Source organism: Pontixanthobacter aestiaquae (assembly GCF_009827455.1).
Classification (GTDB): Bacteria; Pseudomonadota; Alphaproteobacteria; order Sphingomonadales; family Sphingomonadaceae; genus Pontixanthobacter; species Pontixanthobacter aestiaquae.
Window position 1 is genome coordinate 545,253 of the sequence record NZ_WTYZ01000001.1, and the last position, 17,956, is coordinate 563,208.

The 17,956-nt window shown below is 58.6% G+C and carries 15 protein-coding genes; 11 read left to right on the forward strand and 4 right to left on the reverse strand.

All coding sequences use genetic code 11. The annotated features are described in order from the left end of the window. The first annotated feature begins 206 nt into the window (after positions 1 to 206). Both thrS and GRI35_RS02545 read left to right on the forward strand, forming a co-directional pair. A complete protein-coding gene (gene thrS / locus GRI35_RS02540) occupies positions 207 to 2,222 on the forward strand; it encodes a threonine--tRNA ligase (RefSeq protein ID WP_160612597.1) in 2,016 nt (671 codons plus the stop codon). A gap of 14 nt (positions 2,223 to 2,236) precedes the next feature. Continuing rightward, complete coding sequence (locus tag GRI35_RS02545) at positions 2,237 to 2,986, forward strand: sulfite exporter TauE/SafE family protein (protein ID WP_160612599.1); 750 nt, start codon at positions 2,237 to 2,239, stop codon at positions 2,984 to 2,986. Between the two features lie 2 nt (positions 2,987 to 2,988). Here GRI35_RS02545 and GRI35_RS02550 read toward each other — a convergent pair whose 3' ends face one another. The 4 genes from GRI35_RS02550 to GRI35_RS02560 form a co-directional block, all read right to left on the reverse strand. Further along, positions 2,989 to 3,747 carry a DUF1223 domain-containing protein gene (locus tag GRI35_RS02550; protein WP_160612601.1) on the reverse strand — a complete coding sequence of 253 codons (759 nt, stop codon included), beginning with the start codon at positions 3,745 to 3,747 and terminating at the stop codon, positions 2,989 to 2,991. Between the two features lie 72 nt (positions 3,748 to 3,819). Continuing rightward, complete coding sequence (locus GRI35_RS13910; RefSeq protein ID WP_268894017.1) at positions 3,820 to 3,942, reverse strand: hypothetical protein; 123 nt, start codon at positions 3,940 to 3,942, stop codon at positions 3,820 to 3,822. Between the two features lie 34 nt (positions 3,943 to 3,976). Beyond that, positions 3,977 to 4,960, reverse strand: a complete 984-nt coding sequence (locus GRI35_RS02555) for an agmatine deiminase family protein (protein ID WP_160612603.1) — start codon at positions 4,958 to 4,960, stop codon at positions 3,977 to 3,979. Between the two features lie 35 nt (positions 4,961 to 4,995). Further along, the gene (locus GRI35_RS02560; RefSeq protein WP_160612604.1) at positions 4,996 to 6,672 is read right to left on the reverse strand and encodes a M28 family metallopeptidase; all 1,677 of its coding nucleotides are present in this window, start codon (positions 6,670 to 6,672) and stop codon (positions 4,996 to 4,998) included. A 101-nt stretch (positions 6,673 to 6,773) separates the two neighbouring features. Here GRI35_RS02560 and GRI35_RS02565 point away from each other — a divergent pair, with 101 nt between their 5' ends. The 9 genes from GRI35_RS02565 to GRI35_RS02605 all read left to right on the forward strand — a co-directional run bounded on the left by GRI35_RS02565 (position 6,774) and on the right by GRI35_RS02605 (position 17,940). Continuing rightward, positions 6,774 to 9,485 carry a bifunctional [glutamine synthetase] adenylyltransferase/[glutamine synthetase]-adenylyl-L-tyrosine phosphorylase gene (locus tag GRI35_RS02565; RefSeq protein ID WP_202390488.1) on the forward strand — a complete coding sequence of 904 codons (2,712 nt, stop codon included), beginning with the start codon at positions 6,774 to 6,776 and terminating at the stop codon, positions 9,483 to 9,485. Beyond that, on the forward strand, positions 9,482 to 9,946 hold the full coding sequence (locus tag GRI35_RS02570) for a peroxiredoxin (RefSeq protein ID WP_160612608.1): 465 nt from the start codon (positions 9,482 to 9,484) through the stop codon (positions 9,944 to 9,946). The genes GRI35_RS02565 and GRI35_RS02570 overlap by 4 nt, the downstream gene beginning before the upstream one ends. A gap of 23 nt (positions 9,947 to 9,969) precedes the next feature. After that, positions 9,970 to 10,746, forward strand: coding sequence for a ferritin-like domain-containing protein (locus GRI35_RS02575; protein WP_160612610.1), 777 nt, complete (start codon positions 9,970 to 9,972; stop codon positions 10,744 to 10,746). A gap of 148 nt (positions 10,747 to 10,894) precedes the next feature. After that, on the forward strand, positions 10,895 to 11,590 hold the full coding sequence (locus GRI35_RS02580) for a M23 family metallopeptidase (RefSeq protein ID WP_407985039.1): 696 nt from the start codon (positions 10,895 to 10,897) through the stop codon (positions 11,588 to 11,590). Positions 11,591 to 11,746: 156 nt separating this feature from the next. After that, positions 11,747 to 13,270 (forward strand): acyl-CoA synthetase, encoded by a 1,524-nt coding sequence (locus tag GRI35_RS02585; RefSeq protein WP_160612612.1) that lies wholly within the window; start codon positions 11,747 to 11,749, stop codon positions 13,268 to 13,270. A gap of 1 nt (position 13,271) precedes the next feature. Then, a complete protein-coding gene (locus tag GRI35_RS02590; RefSeq protein WP_160612614.1) occupies positions 13,272 to 14,567 on the forward strand; it encodes a cytochrome P450 in 1,296 nt (431 codons plus the stop codon). A gap of 11 nt (positions 14,568 to 14,578) precedes the next feature. Further along, entirely contained in the window at positions 14,579 to 15,316 is a 738-nt protein-coding gene (locus GRI35_RS02595; protein WP_160612616.1) for an SDR family NAD(P)-dependent oxidoreductase, read from the forward strand. 167 nt (positions 15,317 to 15,483) lie between these two features. Then, positions 15,484 to 16,137 (forward strand): YqiJ family protein, encoded by a 654-nt coding sequence (locus tag GRI35_RS02600; protein ID WP_160612618.1) that lies wholly within the window; start codon positions 15,484 to 15,486, stop codon positions 16,135 to 16,137. 39 nt (positions 16,138 to 16,176) lie between these two features. After that, the gene (locus GRI35_RS02605) at positions 16,177 to 17,940 is read left to right on the forward strand and encodes a flotillin family protein (protein ID WP_160612620.1); all 1,764 of its coding nucleotides are present in this window, start codon (positions 16,177 to 16,179) and stop codon (positions 17,938 to 17,940) included. The last annotated feature ends 16 nt before the right edge of the window (positions 17,941 to 17,956 follow it).

Below are 17,956 nucleotides of genomic sequence, written 5' to 3' on the forward strand. Positions count from 1 at the left end.
AGCATGCTTCTTGACCACAACCACTACCACCGGCTTTGTCCGGGGGCTGTTGGTGTTGTTCGCCCTCGGGCGTTAAGCAAGCCACTGCCGCCCGGTTTCGGGCGGTACGGTGCCACCTCTCGAAATCGTCACTTTATCGGGCACCGACTCTTCCGGTGCGCGCGCACATCTGCCATGGCGCTCCGAAATAAGAACGGACGAATTCGATGAGCGAACTTTTCAAAATTAGCCTGCCCGACGGATCGGTGCGCGAAATGCCCGAAGGCTCGACGCCTGCGGATGTCGCGGCGGCGATTGGCCCCGGTCTCGCTAAGGCGGCGATTGCGGCCAAGGTCGATGGTGAACTGCGCGATATCTGCCGCCCGTTTGAAGGCGATGCGGAGCTTGCTCTGGTCACCAATCGCGATGAGGACGAGGCGCTCGAACTGGCTCGTCACGATTTTGCGCACGTGCTGGCAGAGGCGGTGCAGGCGTTATGGCCGGGTACGCAGATCACGTTCGGTCCGGCCACGGATGATGGCTTCTATTATGATGTGATGGCACCCGAAGGCCGTGATCCGTTTGGGATGGACGATCTGCCCGCTATCGAAGAGAAAATGCGCGAGATTATCAAGGCGGACAAACCGCTGCGCCGCGAAGCATGGAGCCGTCAGGATCTGATCGACAAATGGAATGCCGATGGTGAGCGCTTCAAAGCCGAATGGGCTGCGGAGCTTCCCGAAGGCGAGGAGCTGACGGTCTATTGGTCTGGCGATGACTGGATGGATATGTGCCGCGGGCCGCATTTGCCCAGCACGGGTAAGCTCGACCCGCAGGCGTTCAAACTGATGCGCGTTGCCGGTGCATACTGGCGCGGCGATCAGGCGAATGCGCAGCTCACGCGGATTTACGGCACGGGCTGGCTGAACAAGAAACAGCTCAATGCACACCTCCACCGGCTGGAGGAAGCGGGCAAGCGCGATCACCGCAAGCTGGGCCGCGAGATGGATTTGTTCCACTTGCAGGAAGAGGCGCACGGCAGCGTCTTCTGGCATCCCAAGGGCTATATGATCTGGCGCGAGCTGGAAGCCTATATGCGGCGCAAGATGGATGGCGGTGGTTACCGCGAGATCAAAACACCGCAATTAATGGACATCCGCCAGTGGGAGCAATCCGGTCACTGGGGCAAATATGCGGAGAACATGTTCGCCGTGCCCGATATGGTGCCCGATGTTGCAGAAGACGCAGGCGTTGCCGCGCCAACGGTTGCGAAAGATGCCGACTGGATGGCGATCAAGCCGATGAACTGTCCGGCGCATGTGCTGGTCTTCAAGCAGGGCATTACGTCCTATCGCGATCTACCGATCCGGCTTGGTGAAATGGGCTGCTGCCACCGCAATGAGCCGCATGGCGCGCTGCATGGTTTGATGCGCGTGCGCCAGTTTACGCAGGATGATGCGCATATCTTCTGCACCGAAGGCCAAGTGGTCGAGGAAGTGCGCAAATTCTGTAAGCTGGCGGACGAGGTCTATTCAGATTTCGGCTTCAAATACCACGTCAAGCTGGCTCTGCGTCCAGAGAAACGTTTCGGCAGTGATGCCGATTGGGACAAGGCCGAGCAGGAACTGCGCGATGCTGTAGCCGAAGCAGGCATGGACAACGAAGAGTATGGCTGGGAAGAATTGCCCGGCGAAGGGGCGTTCTATGCACCCAAGCTCGAATGGCACCTGACTGATGCGATCGGGCGGACGTGGCAAGTCGGCACGATCCAGGGTGACCGTGTACTACCCGACCGTCTGGACGCCACCTATGTTGGCGAGGATGGCGGTCGTCACCGCCCCGTGATGCTGCACCGCGCGATCTTCGGTTCGTACGAGCGCTTTATCGGTATTCTGATCGAACATTTTGCCGGCAAGGTTCCGCTATGGCTTGCTCCGACACAGGCGGTCGTCGCACCGATTGTTTCGGATATCGATGACTATGCCGGAGAGGTTTTAGAGAAACTGAAGGCCGCTGGCATCCGCGCCGAGGCTGACCTGCGCAACGAGAAGATCAACTACAAGGTTCGCGAGCACTCGCTGAAGAAAGTCCCGCATCTGCTGGTTGTCGGCAAGCGCGAGCAGGAGGACAGCACGGTTGCGATCCGGACGTTGGGTGAGAAAGACCAGCAAGTTCTCCCGCTTGATGAAGCGATTGCAATGCTGACAGAAAACGCCACGCCGCCTGATCTGCGGCCTGCTTGATCCGCTAACCTGAGATGGAGTTCTTGGCGGGCTATACGACTCTGCAACTTGCAGCTGCGCTGACCGCCGCTTTCGGTGCGGCCTTTATTCGCGGGCTTGCAGGCTTCGGCTTGGCCATTCTGCTGGTTCCGGTTCTGGCGCTGGCGATGTCTCCGGTCGAGGCGGTGCTTGCGACCAATGTTGTGGCCGTGCTGATCGGGCTGAGCGAGATCAAACGCATCACGCGCGAAGCCGAGAAATCCGCATGGACCATCAGCATGTTGGTGGTGATCGCCACGTTCCCGGGACTCTATCTGCTCAGCATCACTGCTCCGCCGCTGGCACGCGTATTGATCGCATTGATCGCGCTCTCGGCGTTCTTCGCGATGTTCCTGCCCAAGCGTCCCGCACAGCAACCGGGCGCGGCGCAAACCGGCATTGTTGGGCTCATCAGCGGGCTGTTGACCGGATTTGCGGGGATGCCTGGCCCGCCGGTCGTGCCCTATTATCTGGGCCGCGACATCCCCAAAGAAATCGCCAAGCCTTCGATGCTGCTTATCTTTACGATTGCCGCTGCGGCCGGCCTTGCTTCGGGTGCAGTGATTGGTGTGCTCGATTGGGGTCTGATTGTTCTGGGCGTTCTGCTGTTTCCTGCAGTTCTTCTCGGAAACTATCTCGGGGCGCTTGCCTTCGGCAAGGTCAGCGATACGGTGTGGCGTATCTTCGTGATGGCCGTCTTGGCAGCAACCGCGCTGGCATCGCTTGCGCGCTTGCTCGGCAGCTAGGCCTAAAGCATCCGTCCGGCCAAAATCGGCCCGGCACTTGTTTGACGCAGTATAATTGCATAGCGATCTGCTTCGCGGTTCTGCATTTGCCCGGGCGCGATTATGATTGCGCGCTTGTCCGCACCAAGGCGGGTCTCGTCGATCAAGACATTGGTGTAACTAATCGTCCTCCCGCCATTCTCGCCGCGCCCGATTTTTACGGTTTCGTGTGAAGACAGGGCTACAAGGCTAAGCTGCGAGTTGGCGGGATACTTGCCGACAATCGACACCCTCACTGAACCATCACTGCCTTTCTTCGCGATAAGAGTGGGCTTCGGTTTCATGGCTGCATCGCGTGCCAAGGCGGTGACATTACGCTCGTTCGATCCGACGGCGCCATGGCGGCCATCGACCACGATTTGCGGCGTATAAACCCCTGCGCCTTCATTGCCTTTGCGGGCATAAGCGCGCTGAAGATCGGTGTTCACTTGCTTGCCGAGCGTGTCTTTCCAGCCAAGCGGGTCCCAATAGGTCACCGGGCGGGAGATCACGAGCAGCGACGGGTCTTTGGCAAGGCGTGTGGCGAGTTTGTCTGCCGGGGGACAGGAGGAACAACCCTGACTGGTGAACAGCTCCAGCACCACGGGGGCACCGGTCGATGCAATCGGGCCGGAGGACTTTGCTCCCTGGCGTGCATCGACCTGTCCGGATGACAAGGTTGCTGCGCCGATGGCAACAAGGGCGGTGATCCCGCTGGCTACAATAAGACCCGATTTTTGCATGCGGCGAGCTTCATGAAACTGTGCTGTTTCACGGTCATTCGATCATCGACGCCGTTCGGTTACGCCGGAATGTCAGAAAGGATGGAAAGTCCCTGCGAAAATCAGAGCCAGTCCGCAGCCACTGACCAGCATCGCACGCAAAGGCGCGATTATGTCATCGGAGGAAATGTTCAGGGCTGTGATTGCATTCGCCATGCTCCCGTTATCGCGGGCAAATCCTAACCGCTGGTTAACTTTCGAGCGAGGGCATTTGCTGGCTGGCACAGTGGAAGCCGCCGCCGCCTGCCAGAACGGCATCAGCGGGCAGCCCAATCGTTGCCCGATCAGGGAACAGGGCGGCTATGGCATCGACGCCCGCCTCATCATGCTCAGAACCGAAAGTGGGCACTACAACCAGATGGGTCGTGATGGCGAAGTTGACGTAGCTGGCTGGCTCGATCTGCCCGCCGCGTTCGATCCGCCCGGGCGACGGCACATCGACAATGCTTACTCCGGCCGCTTCCGCGCGAGCACGCGCATCGGCATAGATGGCGGCATTGGGATCGCCTGCACCGGATGGCGTGGGTATCAGCAGAGTGTTGGCGGCTACAAACCGCGCAAGATTATCGACATGGCCGTCAGTGTGGTCGTTGATCAAGCCGTCACCGAACCACAATACGCGTTCGAACCCCAGATCCTCTTTTAGTCGCTGCTCGATCTCTTCACTTGATAGATCGGGGTTGCGATTGGGGTTGAGCAGGCATTGTTCGGTCGTCACGACCAGCCCGGTGCCATCACAATCAATAGCTCCCCCTTCGAGAATCCAGTCTGCTGTCTCGACGGGAAGGTCGGCATCGGCGGCAATCTCCGCGCCGATCATCTGGTCGCCATCCATCAGATATTTGCCGCCCCAGCCATTAAAACCAAAGCGTTTGGCAATGCGCCGCGAGCCATCCGAAACGACCAGCGGGCCTGTGTCGCGCAGCCAAATGTCGCCATAGCGTCGACGCTCCAGCTTCACCGCGCTGCCGACCAATTCGCGCGCGCGCTCTTCATTGGCTGCACCGCGGACAAGCAAGCGCACCTCTTGCCCGCTATCGGCGACAGCATTGGCGAACGCAGCGATCTGTTCCTGAGCATGCTCAAGAAAGCCGAGCCATTCCTGTGCATCATGTGGAAATCCGATCCACAACCAATCCTGCGGGGCCCATTCGGGCGGCATAGCTATGGTCATGGACCGGCTCTCGTCAGCATGTGTTTGTCAGCCGGTCAGCAACCGGTTTCGGCAGCTGCGCAGCTTTCATCACGAATGCCTTTGAATTCGTCACCTTCGACCCAATTGGGCCAGCTGGTACTGTTGCCGAGCATCCGGCCGAGACGATAGAAAAGCTGGAGATCCTGCATCACGCCGCTCCAGTCCCAGCTCTCATCGAACTCGTCTTTTGGTCCGTGATAGCGGTTGTCGCGATAATCCTTGGCAATTGCAGCACCCGCTTCGCGGCCACCATCGACCAGATCTTCGCCGCCATCGACATACAGCATCGGAACGCCTCGTTTTGCGAAAGCAAAGTGATCCGAACGATAGTAATATCCTGCTTCCGGGTTCGGGTTTGGTGTGGCCGTGCGGCCATCCAGTTCGAGCGCTGCGCTGAGGAAATCGTCCAGGCGTGATTTACCCGGGCCGACCACGGTCACATCTTTGGATTCGCCTGCAACCAGGAAAGCGTCCATATTAATCCCGCCAACTGTTTGCGCTAGCGGGAAGATCGGGTTCGCCGCATAGTAATCCGCGCCGAGCAGACCTTGCTCTTCCGCTGTGACGGCCAGGAAGACCAAGCTCCGCGCCGGTGCACCGGCTTTTGCATGCGCTTCAGCAAGAGCGACCAGGGCCGCAGTACCCGTCGCATTGTCGACCGCACCGTTGCAGATGTCGTCGCCATCATCCGCTGGCGTACACCGGCCGAGGTGATCCCAATGCGCGGTGTGAATGACATATTCGTCAGGACGCTCAGCGCCGGGCAGAATGCCGATGACGTTCTGCGTTTCATATTTCTTGATATCGTTGGAAAAGCTGGCGCTGGCGGTCAGGCCAAGCGGAACCGCTTTGAAGCCTTTCACTTTGGCGGCTTCGGACAGCTTTGCCAGATTCTGACCCGCAGCTTCCATGATTTTGGCGGCGGCGTCTTTCTGCACCCAGCCATTCACTTGCGTTAGCTCGGGCGCGTCCTCGCCGCGCTGGGCATAGGCTTGCGGGCCGGACCAGCTGCTTTCGACGACATTCCAGCCATACGAAGCCGGCTCAGTGTCATGAATGATGAGCGCGCCTGCTGCGCCGGCCTTCGCAGCTGCTTCGTATTTGTATGTCCAACGCCCGTAATAGGTCATTGCGTCGCCGCCGAAGTCCCCTTCAAGCGTGCCGGTGCCGTAATCGGGATCATTGACCAGAATAACGGCAGTTTTGCCCGCCATGTCGAGACCTTCATAATCGTTCCAGCCGCGTTCCGGCGCGTTGATACCGTATCCGACAAACACCAGTTCGCTATCCTCAAGCGAGGTGGTCGCGTCTTCGCGGTAAGTCACGCCAACCCAGTCCTTGCGCGATTCCAGATTGATTTCGGTGCCCTCTCCCTTGATCGTTAGCGGCGAGAAGTCCTTGCCGGTGATCTCAACCAGCGGAACATTCTGGACCCAGCTATCACCATTGCCCGGCTGCAATCCTGCGGCCTTATAGCGCTCGATCAATAGGGCGACCGTCTTCTCTTCACCGATTGTACCCGGCATCCGGCCCTCGAACTCGTCAAGCGACAAAGTGCGGGTGATATCGACCATAGTCTCTTGCGAGATTTCGCCCGGTTCAACCTCGGGAATGTCCAGTTCGGGTGCGGAGGCGGTATTGCAGGCAGCCAGCGTAAGCGCGGCCGACAGGGCAAGACATTTGCGGATCATGTGAATTCCTCTTCGCTCCTCGCGTGGCTCTGTTGAGCCAGCAATGGATTTGTGATGCACCTCCATTGCAAAGCTGGCGATTTGGGGCAAGGGCAATGCGGATGAACCGCACGCGATCTTCCCCTGATTGGCAATCAGCGATGGACCGGGCGCGCGCGCATTCACCTTTCCTGTGTAACGCTTTGGAACGCCAGCCGGAATTGGCAGAGCTTCTCGCCGATGGGCGCGGCGAGCTGGCTCTGGAATGGGCGAAACAGGCCAGCGAAGGTAATTCCGATATCGGCGTTGCTCTCAGGCGTGAGCGACTGGCATACTCCACAGCGCTGGCGATCGGTGATTTGGCGGGAGAGTTTCCCGTCGGACGCGTGATGGTCGAATTGTCATCGCTGGCCGATCGCGCGCTCGATACGGCGATTTCAGCGGCGATCCAACGCCGTGTGCCCGATGCAGAGCCTGCCGGAATGATCGGTATCGCGCTGGGCAAGCACGGCGCGTGCGAACTGAATTACAGTTCGGATATCGATCCGATCCTGCTGTTCGACCCGGAGACTTTGCCGAGACGGGAGCGCGACGAACCGGGAGAGGCGGCGCAGCGCTATGCACGGGAAATTGTCCAGTTATTGTCGAACAGCACTGCGGAAGGGTTTGTCTTCCGCGTTGACCTGCGCCTTAGGCCAGCATCTGAAGTGAGCCCGCTGGCAATACCGCTGGGTGCGGCGCTGACGCACTATGAATCGTCCGCTTTGGCGTGGGAGAGAGCCGCCTTCATCAGGTCGCGCGCGGCATCGGGTGATATTGAAGCAGGCGCAGAGTTTCTTGAATCGATCCGGCCGTTCGTATGGCGGCGCAGTCTCGATTTCGGGGCGATTGAAGAGATCAGCCGCCTTACCGCGCAAATCCGCAACACCCATTCCGGCCCCGCGACCCCGCAGCCTGGCTTCAATGTGAAGCAAGGGCGCGGCGGCATTCGCGAAGTTGAATTCTACGCGCAAACGCATCAGCTTATCCATGGTGGCCGCGATCTTTCCCTGCGTCAGCGCGGCACGCGGCCAGCGCTCGATGCGTTGGCGGCTGCCGAGATTATTCCGGGCGAAGATGCGCAGGAATTGGGCGAGGCCTATGACCGGCTCCGCGTGATTGAACACCGCTTGCAGATGGTGAACGATCACCAGACCCACATATTGCCAAGGGGCGAAGCGCTGGAAAATGTCGCCCGGCTTGGCGGTTATGATGATGGAGCAGCGTTGGTAGAGGACTTAAGGATCCTGACCGGCTGCGTGGCCAGCCGTTTCGACAGTTTGATCGACGTAGACAATACACGCTCAGTCGCGGTGCCGCGTGGTGATACTCTGAAAGACGATCTGGACCAGCTTGGCTTCACCGATCCAGCCGCTTCTGCCAGACGCATCCGTTCCTGGTCTGACGGTACGATTCGCGCTTTACGCAGTGGCGCTGCAATCTCTGCATTCGAAGCGATATTGCCCGCGTTGCTTGAAGCACTTTCCACCGCGCCTGATCCTGATCGTGCCTTGCTTCGGTGGGAGAGCTTTCTGGCCAAAGCCCCGAGCGCGATTAACCTGTTCCGCTTGCTCGAAGCGCGCCCGGGGTTGTTCGATCAGCTTGTCAGCGTGCTTATGCTGGCCGAACCGCTGGCCGACGAGTTGGGCCGCCGCCCGGAATTGCTCGACAGCCTGATCGACCGAAGCGCACTCGATCTGCCCGGCGATGTGCCCGAGCTGGTTGCCGAAATGGCAGCCCGCGAAGCTAGCGATGATTATGAGCATATCCTTGACCGCATCCGCGTCGTAACCGGGGAAAAGCGCTTTGCCTTGGGTGTGCAGCTTATAGAAGCGGTACACGACCCGCTCGACATTGCGGCTGCGCTGTCGCGGCTCGCGGAAGCCTCGCTATCGGTCGCAGCGCAGGCTGCGCGCGACGCGTTTGCCAGAACGCATGGTCTTATTCCGGATAGTGAGCTGGCGATTATCGGGTTGGGCCGGCTTGGCGGCGGCGCACTGACTCACGCATCCGATCTGGACATCATCTATCTGTTCAGCGGCTCGCACGCGCAGGAATCCGGTGGCGAACGCCCGCTTGGCGCGACGCTCTATTATAACCGCCTGGCCCAGAGGGTCAGCGCGGCGCTCAGCGTACCAACGGCACAGGGCGCGCTCTATGAAGTGGATACGCGGCTCAGGCCGCAGGGCGCGCAGGGGCCACTTGCGGTCAGCGTTGAGAGCTTCGCCCGCTATCAACGGGAAGATGCGTGGACGTGGGAGCATATGGCGCTGACCCGAGCGCGAGTCCTGACAGGCCCGCCGTCTGTGAAGGAGGCCTTAGACACAATCATTGCCTCTGTGCTCGACCAGCCGCGGTGCCCGGAAAAACTCCGTAGCGATGTGCTGACAATGCGCGATGAAATGGCAGCGCATAAACCAGCCAAAGGGCCACTGGATGCTAAGCTTTCACGCGGGGGTTTGGTCGACCTCGAATTCCTGGTGCACTATCTGCAATTACGTGACCGGGTTGCATTCACGCCCGATCTACGCGGAGCCATTGCGGCATTGGCCGAACAAAATCTGGTGCCCGATGCTTTGATTGATACGCATGATTTGATGACTCGCCTGCTGGTTTCCGCGCGATTGCTCGCCCCAGATGGCCAGAAGCCCGCTTCGGGCGCTGCGGCAGCACTTGCCAAGGCTTGCAGTTGTGCGGATTACACCGATCTATTGAGCAGGTTCCGCGAAGCCCGACGTGTGGTTGCGGCAAGCTGGAACGAGATTTTTGATGTTAGACTGGAGACACCCGAATGACCGACGCTGGTTCGATGATGCCCGACATTACGATGGAAACCCCCGATGGCGGGAGCGTGAAGCCGTCAGACTTCGAGGGGCAGAAACTGGTCCTGTTTTTCTATCCCAAGGATAACACGCCTGGCTGTACCAATGAGGCGAAGGACTTCTCCGCGCTCAAAGCTGATTTCGAGAAGGCGGGCGCGACCATTCTCGGGATCAGCAAATGTTCGCCCAAGAAACACCAGAACTTTATTGCCAAGCATGAGCTGACCGTTGCTCTAGCGACCGACGCTGAAGAAGGCGGCCTGTCCGACGAGCTTGGCATCTGGACCGAGAAGACAATGTACGGGAAGACCTATATGGGCATGGTCCGGACAACCTATCTGGTCGATGAAAGCGGTAAAATTGCGCAGGTCTGGCCGAAAGTGAAAGTCAAAGGCCACGCCGACGAAGTGCTGGCAGCCGTACAAGCCCTTTGACCGATACCAACCTATCCCTGAGCATGGCGATCCGTGCCGCGCTGCTTACATCTGATCCCAATAAAAAGGTGATGGCCGCGCGTGATGCCGCGCGCAATTGGCGGTTGGGGCGGCTCGATTTCGCGTTCGAAACTCCAATGCCTGACCGCCCATCTTGGCCTGACGAGCCTGAACTACTCGATCCGCGCCTTATGCCGCGCAGGGGCAAAGGCGGTTCGGAAAAGGGACGGCTCGCACTGTGGCATGCGCTGGCGCATATTGAATTTGTCGCTATCGATCTGGCGCTCGACATGGCCGGACGTTTTGGCGGCGAGATGGGCGAGGAATTCGTCTCCGACTTTATGTCGGTTGCTGCGGATGAGGCGATGCATTTCGCTATTCTGGGTCGCAAGCTGCGCCGCTTGGGCAGCCATTACGGCGCGCTCCCGGCCCATGCCGGCCTTTGGGAAACGGCTGAGCGGACATCGCATGACGTGGCAGCGCGACTGGCGATTGTACCAATGGTGCTTGAGGCGCGCGGTCTTGACGTCACCCCGGCCACACTCGAACGTGTGCGTGCCCAAGGAGACGAGAATGGGGCCAAGATACTGAACCGAATCCTTGACGATGAAATCCGGCACGTTGCGATTGGCACCAAGCATTTCGTCGCACTCTGCGCAAAAAAAGCAGAATCACCCGAAAAACGTTGGAAATCCTTGGTTCGTGAATATTTCAAAGGGGGCCTGAAGGCGCCATTTAACGACTCAGCGCGTCTTGCAGCCGGTTTGTCGCGGGACTTCTACGCGGAGCTTGCCACGTAAAATTTTCTATCCATAACCCATAATCACTGAAGCAAAGAATGGTTCCATCCAGTGTTTCAGAAAGTTTCGGGCAGTCTTTCCTTGGGGGGTCGGATTGCTTCAACAGGGATCCTCCTGGCGCGAAAGCGCCAGATAAAAAGGACGGTTTGTGGTCGTATCAATATTCAAGCGTGGTTTCGCAAAAGCGGCACTTTGTGTTGCAGGCTTTGCGGTAATGGGGGCCAGTCCGGCCCTGGCCAATACTTCTGCTGCAACAGCTGAATTACCGGCACCTGTTCGCAATGCAGACAATTCCTCGATCACTGGCAGTGACGAGAATTTCAAACAGCTTTTCGCTCAGTGGGAATCGCTTGATGGTGATGACACTACAGCCCCGGCACCTATTGCCAAAGTATCGATCCCTTCGCGGATGCCGCTTGATCATGCGCGGCTAACCAGCGGCTACGGGATGCGCACCCATCCGGTTTTGCGCCAGCGCCGCGCACATAAGGGTATCGATCTGGCGGCACCAACTGGAACACCTATTTACGCAACTGCGGATGGCATTGTGAGCAAGGCAGAGCGCTTCAGTAGCTACGGCCTGTATGTTTCGATGGAACATGGCGCAGGCGTCCAAACCCGTTTCGCGCACATGTCGCGGATTGCTGTTGCTGATGGCCAGAACGTCAAAAAGGGTGATATCATCGGCTATGTTGGTTCGACCGGTCGTTCGACTGGCCCCCATCTCCATTACGAAGTTCGCATCGCAGGCAAAGCAGTCAATCCAATTCCATATATGAGCGAATCAAAGGCGCAGTTGGCCTATGCCGAAGCAACCGAAGAGGGTGGCCGCGGCGGTCAATAGTCCAATGCGAAGTCATCCAAAGATTATCTAATTAGACATCGGGAGAGGGTGTCTAAAGGGGCTGCGGAGCGATCCGCGGCCCCTTTTCTTTGCCGATTCCTCTTGCTCGCGCCGTATGCCTGAATAGGATGCGTTTCAGAGAGGAACTGAAACATCATGCATCCCATTCAATTTGCGCAAAGCAGGCCCGACCATCCAGCTATCATCATGGCGGGCAGCGGAGAGATCGTCACCTATCGCGAAATGGATGAGGCTGCGAACCGCATCGCGCATTGGCTGCGTTCGCAGGGGCTGCAAGATGGTGACGCGTTTGGCGTGCTGATGGAAAATAATGCGCGCTATCACGAGATGTATTGGGCATCGCAGCGTGCGGGTACGGTACTGGTTCCGATCTCCACCCATCTCACTGCATCCGAAATTCTCTACATCCTCGACGATAGTGATGCGAAGCTTCTGGTTTCCACGCGAAAATTTGATGCTGTGACCGATGTGGTGCGCGCCGAGCGCAGTGATCTTGGGCTGCTGATTTTTGGCGTGGATGCTGAACAGACATTGGCGGCGCAACCGTCCGAACCGATTGCCGATCAAAGCGTTGGGCGGGTCATGCTGTACAGTTCGGGCACGACCGGCAGGCCCAAAGGCATCCTTCCTGCACCTCCCGAAGATCCGGCGGTCGAAGCGCCAACGCCGTTGATGGGCCTCGCCACTATGGGCTTCCAGATCAAGGGCGATGGAAGCTGTGTCTATCTGTCACCCGCACCGCTCTACCACGCTGCACCGCTTGGTTGGTCGAGCACCATTCACCGGCTCGGCGGAACGGTGGTGGTGATGGAAAAATTCGATCCCGAGGGCGCGCTCGCGACTATCGAGAAATACGGCATTACCGACAGCCAATGGGTGCCGACACATTTCGTCCGGATGCTCAAATTGCCTGAGGCCATCCGCACCAAATATGACCTCTCGACTCATAAAGGCGCGCTCCATGCGGCCGCGCCGTGTCCGGTCGATATAAAGAAAGAGATGATCGAATGGTGGGGACCGATCATTTTCGAATATTACGCCGGCAGCGAAGGCAATGGCATGACGATGGTCGGCAGCGCTGACTGGATGACTCACCAAGGCACCGTTGGACGCGCTATTCTGGGCACGATCCATATTTGCGATGATAATGGCGATGAAGTGCCGGTGGGCGACGAGGGTGTGGTCTTTTTTGAAAGCCCCTATCCGTTCGAGTATCACAAGGATGACGCCAAAACCAAAGAGGCGACTCATCCCAAGGGCTGGACCACTTTGGGCGATATCGGAAAGCTGGACGAGGAAGGGTTCCTCTATCTGACCGATCGCCGCTCCAACATGATCATCTCGGGCGGGGTTAACATCTATCCGCAGGAGATCGAAAACCTCCTTATCACGCATGACAAGGTCATGGATGCCGCTGTCATTGGTGCGCCCTGCCCCGAAATGGGCGAGAAAGTCGTCGCGGTGGTGCAGCCGGTGTCAATGGATGGCGCTGGTGAGACACTGGAGGCAGAACTAACCGACTTCCTGTCCGGCGAATTGGCGCGCCTCAAAATGCCGCGCATCTTTGATTTCCGCGCAGAACTGCCGCGTGAGGCCAATGGCAAGCTCTATAAGCGCAAGCTGAAAGACGAGTACCTGCAGGCTGCAGGGACGAGCTGATATGGCAGGCGATGCAGTGATCCAGGGTGATCTGGCGCGCGCGGTCATTGATCCTGCTTCCTATGCCGAATGGGACACTTTGCTCGATACATTTGACCATATTCGCTCCGAGCACGGAGTGGTCAAAGTGTTGCCCGAAGACAAGGGTGTGTTCGATCCGTTCTGGCTGGTCACATCCTATGATGATGTGATGCGCATATCGAAGGACAACCAGACTTTCCTCAATCATCCGCGCACTGTCGTATTCTCGCTCAACGAAGGCATCGAATTCGCCAAAGCGATGACCGGCGGCAGCCCGCATATGGTCGCAAGCCTCGTCACCTTCGATGCGCCGGTCCATATGAAATATCGCAAGCTGACGCAGGAATGGTTCATGCCCAAGAACCTGCGGTCGGTTGAAGACGAGATTCGTGCATTGGCGGAGAAAACCGTTCAGAAGCTGGTGGATTCTGGCCCTGAAGTGGACTTCGTTCCGCTGGTCTCGGCGCCCTATCCGCTCCATGTGGTAATGCAGATCATGGGTGTGCCTGAAGAAGACGAGCCGCGCATGCTGATGCTGACGCAGCAAATGTTCGGCGGGCAGGATGATGACCTCAACCAGTCGGGCATGAAAGATATGACGCCCGAGCAGATCACGCAATTGGTTGCTGGCGCTGTTGCAGACTTCGAAAAGTACTTTGCCGGAATCACGGCCGAGAAACGCGCAAATCCCACGGGTGATGTTGCCAGCACGATTGCCAATGCGACGGTCGACGGCGAACCGCTCAATGATCGCGATATGATGGGCTATTACATTATTCTCGCCGCTGCGGGGCATGATACGACATCCGCCTCGACCGCGGGCGCGATGCTCGCTCTGGCGAAGGATCCGGAGCAGTTTGCAAGGGTCAAAGCTGACAGGTCGCTTCTGCCGGGCATTGTCGAGGAAGCGATCCGCTGGACCAGCCCGGTCCAGCATTTCATGCGCACAGCAGCGCAAGATACCGAGATCGGCGGTCGGCAGATCAGGAAAGGCGATTGGCTGATGATCAATTATGTCGCCGCCAATCACGACCCCGCGCAATTCGACGATCCGCGCCGGTTCGACGCCGCGCGCAGTCCCAGCCGGCACTTGGCTTTCGGGGCGGGCGCGCATCAATGTCTCGGTCTGCATCTGGCGCGGCTGGAAATGCGTATCCTGTTCGAGGCGCTGCTCGACCGGCTGGATAGTATCGCGCTGGCGGGCGATCCGCAGCGTTCCAAATCCACTTTCGTCGGCGGGCTCAAGACCCTGCCGCTCCGTATCACTCCCTCCTGAAGGAACACCGCATGATCGACCCCCTCGATTTCTCCGGAAAAACTGCTCTCGTTGTTGGAGGATCCAGCGGTATCGGCAATGCCATCGCGCAGGCTTATCGAGCGCGCGGTGCAGACGTCACCGTATGGGGCACCCGCGCGAGCGCCGCTGACTATGCCGATGTAGATGGCAGCGATCTGGAGGGGCTGACATACGCGCAAGTGGATGTTGCGGACCGTGCGTCGCTGGACGCGGCCGGCATTCCCGGCACTCTCGACATAGCCGTGCTGAGCCAGGGCATCGTGCGGTACGGACTAGAGGAATACACCCGCGAGGGCTGGGACGCGGTGATGGATGTAAACATCACATCGCTGATGGACGTCGCCCGGCTGGTGCAGCCTGCGCTGAAGGCCAGCAAGGGTTCGCTCATTACGATCAGTTCGATCGCCGCCTATGCTGCGGCCTTCTCCAATCCGGCCTATGGGGCGTCCAAATCGGGCGCCGTTGCGCTGACCCGCGCGCTGGCTCTGGCATGGGCACGCGACGGCATTCGTGTGAACGGGATCGCGCCCGGTTTCGTCCGCACCAAGATGACCGATGCGCAATTCGCTGACGAGAAACGCGAGCAGGGAACGCTCCGCGCCATTCCGCTGCGCCGCACCGGAGAAACGCAGGAAATCGCCGATGCGGCTCTGTTCCTTGCCTCGCCGATGGCGACCTATATTGTCGGGCAGACGATTAGCGTCGATGGCGGACTGACGTTGACTTAGAACTGTCAGAAAATTCCCATAAGCGTTTGACATAGAGTCATAAATCGGCAGTCACAATTCCGATTTTCCTACCAATTTGGTCCGGATTGTGATATATAATGTCGCATGATGAAAATGATTGAACAGGGGAGGCCCGAACTCGGAAGCGAGTTCTTGGGTATGATTTCGTGAGCCTATTTGCCGACCATAATCTGCCATTTGCAGTAGCGCTCGGCATCATGCTTTTACTTGCAGTGGCGCAAATATTGGGCGTGAGTGACATGCTCGACGGGACCGATGCAGAGATCGACGTCGATGTCGATTTTGACCTCGATGCCGACGCGGATGTGTCGACTGTTGGTGCAGTTGACGGGCTGATGAGCATGATCGGGTTGGGCCGTGTGCCTTTCACCATCTGGCTCGCGAGCTTCCTGTTTATTTTCGCCGGAATCGGGGTGAGCACCCAGATGTTTGCGGAAAGCCTGACGGGCTCGCCGCTCTATGTCTGGCTCGCTGCGCTGATTGCGGGCGTCGCTGCATTGCCCGTGAATGGCATTGTGGCGCGACCGCTTGGCGCTATCCTGCCGCAGGACGAAACTACAGCAGTGTCGATCAAGAGCCTGGTTGGACGGCGGGCACAGATACTCGACGGCACGGCCCGCGCGGCTTCGCCCGCAAGAGCGCGTGTGCGCGACTATCATGGCCAGGCGCATAATGTGATGGTCGAACCGCATGACACACAAGAAGAATTGCAGGCGGGTGAAACCGTCTTGCTGGTCCGCCGCGAAGGCGAGACTTTTTACGCGAGCCGGCTCGACGAGCCGCGTCTGGCACCACAATAGGGAGCCCAATCTGGGGCTCCATTTGAAAGAGGGAAGTATATGGAGAATTTGGCGAGCATCGGAATTTGGGTTGGAGCAGGCTTTGCCTTCTTATTGGTGATCGGTTTCACGGTTACACGTTTGTACCGCCGCGCAACCAAGGAAATCGGCTTCGTCCGGACGGGTTTCGGCGGAGAGAAGGTGGTCATGAATGGCGGCGCATTGGTGCTGCCGGTCCTGCACGAAACGATGCCGGTTAATATGAACACGGTGCGGCTCGCGGTTGAACGCAACAATGCCGACGCGCTGATCACGCTCGACCGGTTGCGGATCGACGTGAAGGCCGAGTTCTACGTTCGCGTGCGCCCTGATGCGGAGGCCATCGCGATGGCTGCGCAGACATTGGGCCTGCGGACAATGAACCCGGAAGCGCTGAAAGATCTGGTCGAAGGTAAGTTTGTCGATGCGCTGCGTTCGGTCGCGGCAGGTATGTCCATGAACGAATTGCACGAACAGCGCGCCGACTTCGTCCAAAAGGTGCAGCAAGTCTCGCAGAACGATCTGGCGATGAACGGGTTGGAACTGGAATCGGTTTCGCTGACCGGTCTCGACCAAACCAGCATTGAGCATTTCAACGCCAATAACGCGTTTGACGCCGAAGGTTTGACCAAGCTGACCGAGCAGATCGAGCTGCGCAAGAAAGCGCGTAACGATATCGAGCAGGACACGCGTGTCCAGATGGAAACCAAGAACCTCGAAGCGGACAAGGCAAGTTTCGAAATCGGGCGTGATAATGAATTTGCCCGGCTTGAACAGGAGCGCGAGGTTGAAATGCGCCGCGCCAAGCAGGCTTCCGAAGTCGCCCGCGAACAGGCCGAGCGCAACCGCGAAGCGGAAGCTGCCCGGATTACCGCGAAGAAAGAAGTCGATGCCCAGCAGATCGAGGCCGACCGGACCGTTGAAGAAGCCCGGATCGATCAGGTTCGCGCGCTCGAAATCGCGCGTCAGGAACAGCAGATCGCCGTTCAGAACAAATCGCGTGAGGAAAGCCAGGCCAAAGCCGAAGCCGACGCGGCCCGTGCTACCGCAGTTGCAGCAGAAGAAGGGGTTCTGACCGCTCGTGAAACCGAGATTGCCGACCGTGACAAGCGGATCGAGCTGATCGAAGCGGCGAAAATTGCCGAGCGCGATGCGATCAAGATCAAGGTCGAGGCCGAAGCCGAGAAGGATGCTGCCTCCAACCGGGCGGAAGCGATCCGTCTGGAGGCTAGCGGTGAAGCTGAAGCGGAAAAACTCCGCGCAGAAGCTTCGCGCATCCGGTTCGAAGTCGAGGCGGCCGGTCAGCAAGCGATCAACGAAGCGGCCAACATCCTGTCGATGGACCAGATCAGCCTGCAGACCAAACTCGCGCTTCTCAAAGTGCTGCCGGATGTCATCAGGGAAAGCGCAAAACCGATGGAAGCCATCGACTCGATCAAGATCGTTCAGGTCGACGGGCTTACCAACAATGGCGGCGGCGGTTCTGCCGGTACAGCTGGAACCGGCGGCGGATCGGGCAATCTCGCCACCGACGCAGTGTCGGCGGCTCTGTCCTACCGTGCGCAGGCACCGGTCCTGGACGGGCTGATGCAGGAGCTGGGCCTCGACGGTTCGTCGCTCAACGGACTGGTGAAAGGCCCGGCAGTCGCTGAAAGCGCGTCATCGATCGCCGATGTGATCGAGGATGTGCAGAAGCAGGTGGTTGAGGCTGAGGAGAGAGCTGCCCCGAAAAAGGTAGCGCAAAAGCCGAAACCGTCAGGCGATAAAGGCGGCGCTGGAGCCTAATCGCAAGAGCAAATAA